This window comes from Actinoplanes sp. NPDC051470 (assembly GCF_040682035.1).
Classification (GTDB): domain Bacteria; phylum Actinomycetota; class Actinomycetes; order Mycobacteriales; family Micromonosporaceae; genus Actinoplanes.
In genome coordinates, this window is the sequence record NZ_JBFBAA010000017.1 from 1 (window position 1) to 11,482 (window position 11,482).

At 72.1% G+C, this 11,482-nt stretch carries 9 protein-coding genes; 6 read left to right on the forward strand and 3 right to left on the reverse strand.

Annotation, left to right across the window (positions count from 1 at the left end):
• Positions 1-107: sigma factor-like helix-turn-helix DNA-binding protein (locus tag AB0M54_RS27465; RefSeq protein ID WP_364474602.1), on the forward strand; the 107-nt coding region annotated here is incomplete at its 5' end.
• A gap of 50 nt (positions 108-157) precedes the next feature.
• Here the strand turns inward: AB0M54_RS27465 and AB0M54_RS27470 are convergent.
• Together AB0M54_RS27470 and AB0M54_RS27475 are read right to left on the reverse strand one after the other, a co-directional pair.
• On the reverse strand, positions 158-694 hold the full coding sequence (locus tag AB0M54_RS27470) for a general stress protein (RefSeq protein WP_364327828.1): 537 nt from the start codon (positions 692-694) through the stop codon (positions 158-160).
• Positions 691-1,695, reverse strand: a complete 1,005-nt coding sequence (locus AB0M54_RS27475) for a phosphatase PAP2 family protein (RefSeq protein ID WP_364474431.1) — start codon at positions 1,693-1,695, stop codon at positions 691-693. The genes AB0M54_RS27470 and AB0M54_RS27475 overlap by 4 nt, the downstream gene beginning before the upstream one ends.
• Before the next feature lie 202 nt (positions 1,696-1,897).
• Between AB0M54_RS27475 and gsmA the strand changes: the two genes are divergently transcribed.
• The 5 genes from gsmA to AB0M54_RS27500 all read left to right on the forward strand — a co-directional run bounded on the left by gsmA (position 1,898) and on the right by AB0M54_RS27500 (position 10,977).
• A complete protein-coding gene (gene gsmA / locus AB0M54_RS27480) occupies positions 1,898-3,040 on the forward strand; it encodes a sporangiospore maturation cell wall hydrolase GsmA (RefSeq protein WP_364474432.1) in 1,143 nt (380 codons plus the stop codon).
• A 65-nt stretch (positions 3,041-3,105) separates the two neighbouring features.
• The gene (locus tag AB0M54_RS27485) at positions 3,106-5,316 is read left to right on the forward strand and encodes an ATP-binding protein (protein ID WP_364327819.1); all 2,211 of its coding nucleotides are present in this window, start codon (positions 3,106-3,108) and stop codon (positions 5,314-5,316) included.
• Between the two features lie 60 nt (positions 5,317-5,376).
• The gene (hrpA, locus tag AB0M54_RS27490; protein ID WP_364474434.1) at positions 5,377-9,237 is read left to right on the forward strand and encodes an ATP-dependent RNA helicase HrpA; all 3,861 of its coding nucleotides are present in this window, start codon (positions 5,377-5,379) and stop codon (positions 9,235-9,237) included.
• A gap of 279 nt (positions 9,238-9,516) precedes the next feature.
• Positions 9,517-10,176: a DUF6401 family natural product biosynthesis protein gene (locus tag AB0M54_RS27495; RefSeq protein WP_364327813.1), complete on the forward strand. Its 660-nt coding sequence runs from the start codon at positions 9,517-9,519 to the stop codon at positions 10,174-10,176.
• A 66-nt stretch (positions 10,177-10,242) separates the two neighbouring features.
• Positions 10,243-10,977, forward strand: coding sequence for a LamG domain-containing protein (locus AB0M54_RS27500; RefSeq protein WP_364474436.1), 735 nt, complete (start codon positions 10,243-10,245; stop codon positions 10,975-10,977).
• Positions 10,978-11,142: 165 nt separating this feature from the next.
• Here AB0M54_RS27500 and AB0M54_RS27505 read toward each other — a convergent pair whose 3' ends face one another.
• The gene (locus AB0M54_RS27505; protein ID WP_364327807.1) at positions 11,143-11,379 is read right to left on the reverse strand and encodes a hypothetical protein; all 237 of its coding nucleotides are present in this window, start codon (positions 11,377-11,379) and stop codon (positions 11,143-11,145) included.
• Positions 11,380-11,482 lie beyond the last annotated feature (103 nt).

Here is an 11,482-nt window from a genome sequence, read left to right on the forward strand (position 1 = left end):
CCCAGTCGCAGATCGCCGACCAGGTCGGCATCTCGCAGATGCACGTGTCCCGCCTGCTCACCAAGGCGCTCACCAAGCTGCGTACCCACCTGGCGGCCGGTTTCTAGGGCCTGTCCTGCTGTGCCCGGGGTGGCTCCGATGAGCCACCCCGGCACCGTCAGTTGTTCGCGTTCCAGTTCAGCCGGGTGAGCTGCGCCCGGGCCTCGTCGGCCACCTCGGCGTCGGCCGTCACCGCGTACTGCGAGGCGGTCAGCGACGAGCGCGACGAGAAGTCCCGCCGGCCGCCGGTCATCGCATGGGCCAGGGCGCCGAAGATCGCGCCCCAGATCCCACCGATGATCAGGCCGGCCAGGATCACCGCGACCCAGTTCGAGTCGCTGAAGATGCCGAACAGCAGGCCGATGAACAGGCCGAACCAGGCGCCACTGGCGAAACCGGCCAGCGCCGCCCGGCCGACGGTCACCCGGCCCAGCACGTTCTCGACGATCCGCAGGTCGGTGCCGACGATGGCGACCCGCTGGACCGGGAACTTGTTGTCCGACAGGTAGTCGACCGCGCGCTGGGCGGACGCGTAGTCGGGGTAGGTGGCGACGGCCACGGTCGGCCCGATCTCGGCCGCGCCCGGGTTCTGGGCCGGGACGACCGGGGTGCCGGCCGGGCCCGGTGGGATGGTGCCGTCAGGTGGCGTGGTCATGGTTGAACCTCCTTGGACGTCGCCTCGGGCGCCTCCGAACGGGCGCCCGCGACGGACGGCTTGGGGCGGGCGGCCGGGCCGGATGACTCGAGGGGCGGCTGGTCACCGGCGGCCAGGCGGGCCCAGATCAGGAAGACCGCGGCGACCGCGGCGGTGATGGCGGCGGCCCCGGTCAGGAACGCGAAGCGGCCGGACACCAGGTCGGGGGTCACCCGCTCGGAGAGCACCACCGCGCCCAGCCCGACCCCCGCGACCAGCGCCGACAGCGCGCCGCCGACCACGAACAGCCCGGTCGCCAGCCGTCCCGGCCGCTCGACCGGGCCGGGCTTGCGCCGGCGGAGCCGCACCCGCAGGAAGAACGTCACCAGCCCGCCCCAGGCGAGCACCACGAGCAGGGCGGCGATGGTGTCGCTGGGCCGGTGCCACTCGGCCCAGACGGTGGCCACCGCGATCACCGCGACGTAGGCCGCGCCGATCAGCGAGACCAGACCGCGGATCGCCAGCGGCAGGACCAGGACCAGCGCGAACGCCACCGAGGCGGCGGCCGTGGTGTGGCCGCTGGGGAACGAGTTGGGCATCGGGTAGCCGTCCAGCTCGGGCCGCGGCAGCCGCATCTTGAGCAGCCGGCTGGTCGCGTTGGCCCCGACCACCATGACGGCGGCGGCGCCGGCCAGGTCGGCCCGGCGGCGAATGACCCCGATCAGCGCGATGGCCACGCAGACCAGCACCAGGCTGGCCAGCGAGGTGCCGTTCAGCGCCCGTTGCATGATCTCGACGGCCCGTTCGTGCCCGACGTCGGAGTTCCGCAGGGCGGCGGTGTCGATCTCCTGCCCGAGCGCGGAGAGCACGAACACCCGGTAGATCGCGGCGGCGCCGGCCGCGCCGACGACCGCCGCCAGGATCGGCGTGAACAGGTGCAGGGCGCCGCGGCGGGCCGGCTTCTTCTTCCGCGGCGCCGGGCGCTTGGCGGGGGTCTTGGTTCGGGTGGCCGTGGCCGTCATCTGTCGGGTTCCTCCGGGGGGCTTGGACGCCAGCCGCTATTGCCCCGGCACGGCCTCATTCGAAACAGGATTCTCTCGGGTCACAACGACTTCACACCAGCGACTGACGCAACCGATGCGCACCCGTTCTCCGCCTGCCCTGGCAACGGCCCCTGGCGACCTTCATGGGGACAACGCCGGACAGCGAAGGGGAACCGTACTCATGCCGCACACCGCCCGTCGACTGCTCACCAGCACGCTGCTGGTGGCCGCCGTGGGAGCCGGGCTGGCCGCCGCCCCGGCCGCCGCGAATGCCGCGACGACCGTGCCCGCCACCGTGCGGGTCAACAGCACCCTCAAGGTTCGTGCCACCCCGTCGCTGAGCGGCAGGATCGCCGGCTCGGTCCGTGACGCCCAGCGGATCGGCGTCCTCTGCGTCACCACCGGCACCAACGTGCGCGGCTCGATCCGTACCTCGAACCTGTGGGCCAAGATCGGCACCGGGCGGTACATCTCGTTCGCGTACGTCAGCGCCGCCCGCGCCGTCGGACGCTGCGCGACCACCACCCCGCAGGCCGTCCCGGTCAGGACCAAGCCGGGCACCTCGACCGCGCCGAAGTACATCACCGGCAAGATCCGCAGCGCCGCCGGCCGGGTGAACGTCCGGACCAGGCCCAACACGTCGGGCAAGGTCGTGCTGAAGCTGAACAGCGGCCGCAACGCGCAGCTGGTCTGCGCGGTCACCGGCCAGAACGTGGCCGGCACGGTCCGGACCACCGCGCAGTGGGACAGGACCAGCACCGGCCTGTACCTGTCACACGGCTTCGTGATCAGCGCGACCCTGCCGGTGTGCGCCGGCTCGACCCGGCCGAGCACCTCGCCGGCCCTGACCACGGACCAGTTCATCAAGGCCGCGGTGCCGGGCGCCCAGCAGGGCTGGCGGGAGTACGGCGTGCCGCCGTCGGTGACCATCGCCCAGGCCATCCTGGAGTCGGGCTGGGGCCGGAGCACGCTGTCCGGCACGCACAAGAACTACTTCGGCATCAAGTGCCAGAACGGCCGGTACGGCACGCTGGCCAACGGCTGCCAGACGTACAAGACGCAGGAGTGCACCAAGGCCGGCAAGTGCTACGACACCACCGGCGTGTTCCGCACCTACTCGTCGATGGCCAACTCGTTCCGCGACCACGGCAACTTCCTGAAGGTCAACAACCGCTACCAGCCCGCCTTCGCGTACACCAAGAACGCCAACAAGTTCATCTGGAACGTGTGGAAGGCCGGCTACGCCACCGACCCGAACTACTACGGCAAGATCACCGGCATCATGGCCAAGAACAAGCTCTACCAGTACGACACCTGGAAGTAAGGCACCTTCACCCCCGTCGGCCGAACTGGGCCGACGGGGGTGATTTGCGTCTTATGCTCGGTTGAGTGAAGCGACGCGACGATCCCGCCGCCGCCGCGGCGGGCCGCCGCCGGGGTCGCTTTGTCGGTCCCCTGCTCGCCGCCAACGTCGCGGTCCTCGGCGTCACCGTCACCCTGCTGACCGTCACCAGCCTGCGCGCCGCCCAGGAGAACAACGCCGACCGGGTGATGGACCAGCGCACGGCGGTGGCCCGGGCCGCGGTCACGACCGAGACCGGGCGCTACCGCACCCTGCTCCAGGCGGTGGCGGCCGGCGCGGGCACCAACGCCAGGTTCACCGGTACGGACTTCGCCGCGGTCACCGGCCCGCTGGACACGGCCGACCTGCTCGGCGCCATCTCGGTCGCGTACGTGGTGGCCAGCCCGCCGGCCGGCGCCGCCCGCACCCAGGCGAGCTGGCGGTCCCGCGGCGCCGGCGATCTCGTCCTGCACCCACACCCCGGCGCCGCGGAGCACTACTTCTCGGTCTTCAACCGGACCCTGCACGGCGGCACCCCCAGCCCGGCCGGCCGCGACGTGGCCGCCTCGCCGGAGGCCACCGCGGCGCTGGTCGAGGCGCGGCGCACCGGCCGGCCGACCGTCTCCGACACGTACGTCCTGCTCCGCGACCGCGGCCTGCCGGCGCGGCAGCAGCAGCTCTCGTTCGTCTTCGTCGCGCCGGTCTACACGCCGGCGAGCACACCCGTGTTCCAGGGCTGGATGGTGCTGGGCCTGCGCGGCCAGGACTTCCTCGGCGGCGTGCTGAGCACGGCCAGCCAGAACCAGCTGGACGGCGAGCTGCTGGCCACCAACGGCGACGGCCGCCGGGTACGTGTCGCCGTCTACACCGCCCGCGGGACCCGTGACCTGGTCCGCGAGGCCACCTTCCCGGTCGCGAACCGGCAGTGGACGCTGATCACCGGGGCCGACTCGGGCTTTCTGCCCGGCGCCCGCAGCAGCCTGCCGACCACCGTGCTGCTCGGCGGCATCGCGCTCACCATGATGCTCGCGGCGCTGGTGCACGTGCTGGCCAACGGGCGGTCCAAGGCCCGCTGGCAGGTGCAGGTGGCGACGGCCGACCTGCGGACCGCCGAGGCGGAGAGCCGCCGCCAGGCCGGCCTGCTCGGGGCGATCATGGCGAGCCTCGGCGACGGCGTCGGCGTGGTCGACGGGAACGGCGACTTCCTGCTGCACAATCCGGCCGCCAAGGCGCTGCTCGGCGTGGACGACGAGGTACGCGGGCCGGGGGAGTGGCAGGAGCACTACGGGCTGTTCCGGGCGGACGGGCGCACCCCGTTCCCGATCGAGGAGATGCCGCTGGTCCGGGCCCTGCACGGCGAGTCGTCGGACGGCGTGGAGATGCTCGTCCGCAACGCCGAGCGCCCGGACGGCATCCTGATCAGCGTCGACGGGCGCCCGCTGGACGAGAGCGCCGGCCAGCCCGGCGCGGTCGCGGTCTTCCACGACATCACCGAGCTGCGGCGGTACGAGACCGACCTGTCGGTGTTCGCCGGCGTGGTCGCCCACGATCTGAAGGCGCCGCTGGCCGTGGTCCGCGGCCACTGCGAGACGGCCGCCGAGGAGCTGGCCGAGGCGGACGACTCGGCCGAGGTGGCGGGCGCGATCCGGGCGCTCGACCGGATCACCCTGGCCGCCGACCGGATGGCGGCCCAGATCGACACGCTGCTGGCCTACACCACCTCGAAGGACGCCCCGCTGCGCCGCGAGACGGTCGCGCTGGGGCCGCTGGTCGACGACGTCATCCTCGGCCGCACCGGCCCGCGCCGCCCCGGTGACGCCCCGCCGCCGGACTTCTACATCGGCCCGTTGCCGGACGTCTACGCCGACCCCGCGATGCTCCGGCACGTGCTGGACAACCTGATCGGCAACGCCCTCAAGTACGTCCCGAAGGGCCGCCCGGCCCGGGTCGACGTGACCGCCGCGCAGGCCGGCCCCGGCTGGTGCCGGGTCGAGATCGCCGACCGCGGCATCGGCATCCCCGACGAGGACAAGCCGGACATCTTCGAGTCGTTCCACCGCGCCCGCACCGCCGCCGGCTACGCCGGAACCGGCCTCGGCCTGGCCATCTGCCGCCGTATCGTCGAGCGCCACGGCGGCCAGATCGGCGTCGCCGACAACCCCGGCGGCGGCACCCGCTTCCACTTCACCCTGCCCCTGGCCGCCGGCGCCCTCGCGATCCCGCCCGCTTCTGTGCCCGCCCTGGACGCCGTCTCCTAGCGGGAGGGCGGCGATAATCACGCGGCGTTTCGGACGTCGTCTGCCTAGACTTGCTGCGCTATGTCTGTCACCGTGCCCGAACTGCGCCGCCGCCTGTCCGATCTGCTCCCCCGCGACGAGCGCCGGCTCCAGCGGCGGCTCGAGGGCACCCGGCGGATGCAGGACGACGAGCGCAAGGCCGCCGCGCTCGCCGACATCGCCGCCGAGGTCGACGCGGCCATGGCGAAGAGGGACGCGCGGCGGGCGTCCGTACCCGAGATCAAATATCCCGACGACCTGCCGGTCTCGGCGCGGCGGGACGACATCGCCGCGGCCATCCGGGACAACCAGGTCGTGATCCTGGCCGGCGAGACCGGCTCGGGCAAGACCACCCAGCTGCCGAAGATCTGCCTCGAGCTGGGCCGGGGGGTGCGCGGGCAGATCGGGCACACCCAGCCGCGCCGGATCGCCGCGCGCACGGTCGCCGAACGCATCGCCGAGGAGCTGGGCACGCCGCTCGGGACCACGGTGGGCTACAAGGTGCGGTTCACCGACCAGTCCGGCGAGGACACGCTGGTCAAGGTGATGACCGACGGCATCCTGCTGGCCGAGATCCAGAACGACCGGTCGCTGCGCCGCTACGACACGCTGATCATCGACGAGGCCCACGAGCGCAGCCTGAACATCGACTTCCTGCTCGGCTACCTCCGCGAGCTGCTGCCCCGCCGGCCCGACCTCAAGGTGATCATCACGTCGGCCACGATCGAGACGCAGCGGTTCGCCGATCACTTCGGCGGCGCCCCGATCATCGAGGTGACCGGGCGGACGTACCCGGTCGAGGTCCGTTACCGCCCGCTCGACCCGGACGCCGAGCAGGACCAGATCGACGGCATCTCGGCCGCGGTGGACGAGCTGGCCGGCGAGAGCAGCGGTGACATCCTGGTCTTCCTGAGCGGCGAGCGGGAGATCCGCGACACCGCCGACGCGCTCGAGAAACGGCAACTGCGCAACACCGAGGTGCTTCCGCTGTACGGCCGGCTGAGCGCCGCCGAACAGCACCGGGTGTTCCAGTCGCACCGCGCGCGGCGGATCGTGCTCGCCACCAACGTGGCCGAGACCTCGCTGACCGTCCCGGGCATCAAGTACGTGATCGACCCGGGCACCGCGCGGATGTCCCGGTACAGCAGCCGGCTCAAGGTGCAGCGGCTGCCCATCGAGGACATCTCGCAGGCCAGCGCCAACCAGCGCAAGGGGCGATGCGGGCGTACGTCGGACGGCATCTGCATCCGCCTCTACGACGAGGAGGACTTCACCCAGCGGCCGGAGTTCACCGAGCCCGAGATCCTGCGGACCAACCTGGCCAGCGTCATCCTCCAGATGACCAGCCTCGGCCTGGGCGACCTGGCCAAGTTCCCGTTCATCGACCCGCCGGACAAGCGGAACATCACCGACGGCGTGAAGCTCCTCGAGGAACTCGGCGCCCTGACCGGACGCGAGCTCACGCCGCTCGGCCGCAAGCTCGCCCAGCTGCCGGTCGACCCGCGGCTCGCGCGCATGGTGATGGAGGCCGACAAGCAGGACTGTGTCGCCGAGGTGATGGTGATCGCGGCGGCGCTGTCCATCCAGGACCCGCGGGAGCGCCCGGCCGACAAGCAGCAGCAGGCCGACGAGAAGCACAGCCGGTTCGTCGACAAGGAATCGGACTTCTTCTCGTACCTCGGCCTCTGGAAGTATCTGCGCGAGAAGCAGCGGGAGCTGTCCGGCAACCAGTTCCGCCGGTTGTGCCGGGCCGAGTTCCTCAACTATCTGCGGGTCCGCGAGTGGCAGGACATCTACTCGCAGCTGCGGCAGGTCGCCCGTACCCTCGGCCTGAATGTCAAAGAGGACCGCGAAGAGGTCTCGCCGGGGCAGAACGTGCACACCGCCCTGCTGTCCGGCCTGCTCAGCCACCTCGGCCTGAAAGACCCGGACAAGCGCGAATACCTCGGCGCGCGCGGGGCGAAGTTCGCGATCTTCCCGGGCTCGGCGCTGTTCAAGAAGCAGCCTCGCTGGGTGATGTCGGCCGAGCTGGTCGAGACGTCCCGGCTGTGGGGGCGGGTGAATGCTCGGATCGAGCCCGAATGGGCCGAGGCGCTCGCGCCCCACCTGGTCAAACGCAGCTACAGCGAGCCACACTGGGAGAAGAAGCTGGGCTCGGTGATGGCCTTCGAGAAGGTCACGCTGTACGGGCTGCCGATCGTCCCGCGGCGCAAGGTCGGCTACGCCAAGATCGACCCGGCCCTGTGCCGTGAGCTGTTCATCCGCAACGCCCTGGTCGAGGGCGACTGGGACACCCACCACACGTTCGTGGCCGAGAACGCGAAGCTGATCGCCCAGATCGAGGAGATCGAGCACCGCTCGCGCCGCCGGGACATCGCGGTCGACGACGAGACCATCTTCGCGCTGTACGACGCCCGGATCCCGGCCGACGTGGTCTCCGCCCGCCACTTCGACTCGTGGTGGAAGAAGGCCCGGCGGGACGACGCCGGCCTGCTGACCTTCACCCGCGAGCAGCTGATCAACGCCGGTCGCGACGAGGTGCAGCCGGGCGCCTACCCCGACGCGTGGCTGGCCGGCGGCGTGCGGCTCAAGCTGTCCTACCGGTTCGAGCCCGGCAAGCCCGGCGACGGCGTCACCGTCGAGGTGCCGCTGCCGCTGCTCAACAAGCTCGACGCGGACGACTTCGGCTGGTCCGTGCCGGGCATGCGGCAGGACGCGGTGATCGCCCTGATCCGCGCCCTGCCCAAACACCTGCGGACCAGCTTCGTGCCGGTGCCGGACTGGGCCGCCGCCGTCCTCGGCCGCATCCCGGCCCGTCGCGGCGCCCTGCCCGACGCGGTCGGCGACGAGCTGCGCCGGCTCACCGGGACGATCGTGCCGCGGGACGCCTGGCGTCCCGACGCGGTGCCCGAGCACCTGCGGATGAACTTCCGGGTGGTCGACGAGCAGGGCGCGACGCTGGGCGAGGGACGCGACCTCGAGGTGCTGCGGCGCCAGCTGGCCCCTCGGGTACGCGAGACGATCGCCGCCGCGGCCGGTGGGGTCGAACGCACCGGCATCACCACCGGCGACATCGGCACCATCCCGCGCAAGGTCGCCCAGGTCCGGGGCGGCCTCGAGGTCACCGTCTGGCCGGCCCTGGTCGACGAGGGCGACAGCGTCGCCGTCCGGGTCTTCGAGACCGAGGCCGAGCAGCGGGTGGCGATGCGCGCCGGGACCCGGCGGCTGCTCCTGCTGACGCTGCCGCCGGCCGCCCGCTACCTGCAGGGGCGGCTGGACAACCGGGCCAAGCTCGAACTGTCGCGCGGGAACCCGTACCGCTCGATCGCCGATCTCCTCGACGACTGCGCGGGCGCCGCGGTCGACCGCATGGTGCAGGACGCCGGCGGGCCGGCCTGGGACAAGGCCGGGTTCATGGCGTTGCGCGAGCAGGTGCGGACCGACCTGGTCGACGCCACGGCGGCGGTGGTCAAGCAGGTGCAGTCGGTGCTGGCCACGGCGTACGACGTCGGCCAGCGGCTGTCCGGCACGTCCGATCCCGCCCTGATCGCGCCGCTGGCCGACATCCGGCAGCAGCTCACCGGCCTCGTGCACCCCGGCTTCGTCACCGAGACCGGCTGGCGGCAGCTGCACCACCTGCCCCGCTACCTCAAGGCCATCTCGCACCGGCTCGACCGGCTCGGCGGCAACCTGGCTCGCGACCGGCAGCTGACCAGCCAGGTGCAGGAGATCGAGCGGGAGTACCGCGAGCTCAAGGCCGAGCTGCCGGCCGGGGACGGCCTGACCGAGATCCGCTGGATGATCGAGGAGCTGCGGGTCGGGTTGTTCGCCCAGGCGCTCGGCACCGCGCACCCGGTTTCCGACAAACGCATCTACAAGGCCATGGACGCCCTGCCCGCGTAGCACCTTCTGTCCGGTCCTGCCCCACCCCGTCCTCGACCCGAGGCCGCCGATCTCCTGGCCGCAACACCGCCGCCACACTTCCTGTGGACAGTTAGCACTTCCGCAACATCCCCGGCCTACATTCTTGCCCACCCAGTGCACGGGGCGGGGGTGGCGGCGGCCCGCGAAAACGCCGCAAAACGGACTTGCGGGAGCCGGGGGGTGCGGGGGCGGTAGGGCTTGGGTGCCGTTCGGTTACCGCGCTGTGCCGGGGGTCGGGCAGGCCCTAGCGTCTTCCGCATGACGAACGACTTCCTGGCCTTCGCCCCGATCTCGGATGACGCCGCCGCCTCCTCGCCGCAGCCCGCCCTCGAGGCTCAGCTCGACGCCGAGACCCAGCTCGACGCCGCGCTCGACCAGGAGATCGACCTGGACCTGGACATCGAGTTCGACCTGATCGAGCTCGACCTGGACCTGCTGGACGCCGAGGAGACCGTCGACCCGGTCAGCGTCGTCGAGACGGTCGTCGTGCCGGATTCGCCGGCCGCGCTGTTCGCCGCCGTGTCGGTCGTGGTGCCCGACTCGCCGGCCCTGCTCGAGGCGTTCGTGCTGCCCGAGACGCCGGCCCAGCTGGAGGCGCTGGCGCAGCTCGACGAGCTGATGGCCCGGATCGGTGTGGACGGGCTGACCGCCGCGTACGCCGATGTCAGCCTGCTCGTTCAGATCGACCAGCACACCGCCGCCGTACGTGAGTCGCTCGCCGCGGCCGGCCGCCCGGCCGACGCCGACGGGCTGGCCTCGTACGCGAAGTCGATCTCGGCGGCGGCCGAGCGGATGGGCCGTCCGATCCCCGCCGAGGGTGACGCCGACCTGGCCACCGCCGGGTGGCGGCTGGCCGACTGGCACGTGTTGCGCCTGGTGGCCGTGTGTGCGATCGCCGACTCGTCCGGTCTGCTATAAGAATCCGCCCGAACAGGTGGCAAGTCTGATTTGTCGAACTATGGGAGCGAAACGTACGTTTCTCCCATGAAGCTTCCCGCCAGGATTCTCACCCTCGCGCTCATCGTGGTCCCGGCCGTGCCCGCCCTGGCGGCCCCGACATCGCTCGCCGCCGCGGCCTCGCCGGTCGTGGTGGCGCGCTACTCGTTCGACACCACCACCGCCGGCAAGGTGCCCGACCTGTCCGGCAAGGGAGCGCCGCTGACCGTGCGCGCGGCCGACCGCGGCGCCGTCCGCTTCGTGGCCGCCGGCACCGGCCGCTACGTCGGCCTGCCGGTCCGCTGCCCGGCGACCGGCGTCTGCCCGCGGGCGCTGCTCGAAGGCACCAACGACCCCGAGCTCAACCCGGGCACCCGCAACTTCCGCTGGGGCGCGACGATCAACGTCAGCAAGGCCCAGCTGGCCGGCTCGTCCAACATCGTGCAGAAGGGCGTGGCCACCACCGAGAGCCAGTGGAAGATGCAGGTCGGCGAGACCCACGGCCGCGCCCAGTGCGTGGTGGTCGGCCGGGGTGCGGCCACGGCCTACCTGGTCCGCTCGTCGGTGGCCGTCGCCGACGGCAAGTGGCACAAGATCCTGTGCATCCGGGCCGGTGGCTCGATGGCCATCTACGTCGACGGGGTGGCCCGCGGCTCGGTCGCCGTCCCGGCCGCGATGACCATCCTCAACGACAAGCCGCTGCGGATCGGCGGCCCCAACTTCAACACGAGCAGCGACATGTACCACGGCTATCTGGACGACGTGTACGCCACGCTGGGCTGAGCGCACCCCGCGGGACAACCCGGCGGTGGGCGCGCGGAGCGTGACCAGCGACGGCGGCCGGGCCCGGAGGGCGGGACGATGCTGTGCCCGTACCCGTCGAATGTGGACGGCCCGGGAGCGAACCCCCGGGCCGTCACCATCTCCAGGCCGCGTTTCAAACGCGGCCTAGCTCCGCCGGAAGGCGTAGGAGCGGCCCTTGCCGGAGCCGGAGGCGCGACGGGCGTGATCGCGCTCGGAGCGGTTGCGGGCCTCCACGCGGTCGGCGCCGGAACCGTGATGGCGGTCGGCGGAGCGGTCGCGTGGGGCACCGTCCTGGGCGGACGGCAGGGACACCGCGTCGGACAACTCCTGGCGGGCCAGGGCGTCGAGGTCGACGTGGACGGTGAAGGGCTGGGCAGGCATACAGCTACCTCCTCGGGAACGAGTGAGGCGGGCGCCGGGGCAGGCGGAAGGTTGTCGGCACGAAGAAGGGGCTGTCCCCACGGCTGACGAAGGCCGCCGACAT

Bases quoted from the DNA above. Each gene is read 5' to 3' on its own strand.
- gsmA (WP_364474432.1), top strand. From the start codon at position 1,898: ATGCCGCACACCGCCCGTCGACTGCTCACCAGCACGCTGCTGGTGGCC.
- hrpA (WP_364474434.1), top strand. From the start codon at position 5,377: ATGTCTGTCACCGTGCCCGAACTGCGCCGCCGCCTGTCCGATCTGCTC.
- AB0M54_RS27495 (WP_364327813.1), top strand. From the start codon at position 9,517: ATGACGAACGACTTCCTGGCCTTCGCCCCGATCTCGGATGACGCCGCC.
- AB0M54_RS27500 (WP_364474436.1), top strand. From the start codon at position 10,243: ATGAAGCTTCCCGCCAGGATTCTCACCCTCGCGCTCATCGTGGTCCCG.
- AB0M54_RS27470 (WP_364327828.1), bottom strand. From the start codon at position 694: ATGACCACGCCACCTGACGGCACCATCCCACCGGGCCCGGCCGGCACC.
- AB0M54_RS27475 (WP_364474431.1), bottom strand. From the start codon at position 1,695: ATGACGGCCACGGCCACCCGAACCAAGACCCCCGCCAAGCGCCCGGCG.
- AB0M54_RS27505 (WP_364327807.1), bottom strand. From the start codon at position 11,379: ATGCCTGCCCAGCCCTTCACCGTCCACGTCGACCTCGACGCCCTGGCC.